The sequence below is a fragment of the Streptomyces sp. NPDC057654 genome (assembly GCF_042800135.1).
Lineage (GTDB): Bacteria > Actinomycetota > Actinomycetes > Streptomycetales > Streptomycetaceae > Streptomyces.
Window position 1 is genome coordinate 1 of the sequence record NZ_JBHVHQ010001384.1, and the last position, 1367, is coordinate 1367.

Annotated in this window: 2 protein-coding genes; one reads left to right on the top strand and one right to left on the bottom strand. The window is 74.4% G+C overall.

Annotated features, from left to right (window positions below; all coding sequences use genetic code 11):
- A partial coding sequence (gene glgP, locus ACFU99_RS43795) for an alpha-glucan family phosphorylase (protein WP_384404382.1) occupies positions 1-1132 on the top strand: 1132 nt, incomplete at its 5' end.
- Positions 1133-1184: 52 nt separating this feature from the next.
- On the opposite strand, the gene ACFU99_RS43800 is transcribed toward glgP, so the two are convergent.
- Positions 1185-1367, bottom strand: a 183-nt coding sequence (locus ACFU99_RS43800; RefSeq protein WP_384404384.1) for a hypothetical protein, incomplete at its 5' end; no start/stop codon positions are given.

Below are 1367 nucleotides of genomic sequence, written 5' to 3' on the forward strand. Positions count from 1 at the left end.
CCTCACCATCGGCTTCGCCCGCCGGGTCCCCTCGTACAAGCGCCTCACCCTCATGCTGCGCGACCCCGAGCGGCTGACCGAGCTGCTGCTGCACCCCGAACGGCCGATCCAGATCGTCGTCGCGGGCAAGGCCCACCCGGCGGACGACGGCGGCAAGCGGCTCGTACAGGAACTGGTGCGCTTCGCCGACGACCCGCGCGTACGGCACCGCATCGTCTTCCTGCCCGACTACGGCATGACGATGGCGCAGAAGCTGTACCCCGGCTGCGACATCTGGCTCAACAACCCGCTCCGCCCGCTGGAGGCGTGCGGCACCAGCGGAATGAAGGCGGCGCTCAACGGCTGCCTCAACCTGTCCGTCCTGGACGGCTGGTGGGACGAGTGGTACGAGCCGGATTTCGGCTGGTCCATCCCCACGGCGGACGGCGCGGCCGTCGACCACGACCGGCGCGACGATCTGGAGGCGGCGGCCATGTACGACCTGCTGGAGGAGCGGATCGCGCCGCGCTTCTACGAGCGGGGCGCGGGCGGGCTGCCGGAGCGGTGGATCGACATGGTCCGCCGGACGCTGGTCACCCTGGGCCCGAAGGTGCTCGCGGGACGGATGGTGCGGGAATATGTACAGCAGCTCTACACCCCCGCGGCCCGCGCCCACCGCTCCCTGGACCCGGCCGCCGCACGCGAACTCGCGGACTGGAAGGCGCGGGTGCGCGACGCGTGGGCGGGCGTGGCCGTCGACCATGTGGAGACATCGGCGGCGGCATCGCCTCCGCCGACGGCCGGCGGCGTCAACGGCACGGCCGAACTGGGCTCGACGCTCGCCCTGCGGGTCCGCGTCGCCCTCGGCGGCCTCGACCCGACCGACGTGGAGGTCCAGGCGGTCGCCGGCCGCGTCGACGAGTCCGACCGCATCACCGACCCCGCCACCGTCCCCCTCAAACCCACCGCCGGCCCCGACCTCGACGCCGGCTGGCTCTACGAGGGCCCCTTGACCCTGAACCGCACGGGCCCCTACGGCTACACGGTCCGCATCCTCCCCGCCCACCGGCTGCTGGCGAGCGGGGCGGAACTGGGGCTGGTGGCGGTGCCGACGGAGGTCAGGGGGGAGGCGGCGGGGGTGCTGATGAGGTGACGCTCTGCGGCTACGGGCGTACGGGCGTAGGGGCGTAGGGGCGGGCCGGCGCTTACGCGCGCGGGGGCCGTCCGTAGCGGCGGCGGTAGGCGGCGGTGCCCTGCCGCCGCTCGGCCCGGTTGTGCGGAACGAGGGCGGCGGCTTCCGCGGCGTGCGCCGCCTCCTGCGCCTCGTACGCGCGCACCCGGGGCTCGTAGTCGATCCGCGCCCCGACCTCGGCGGGGGTGACCCGCAC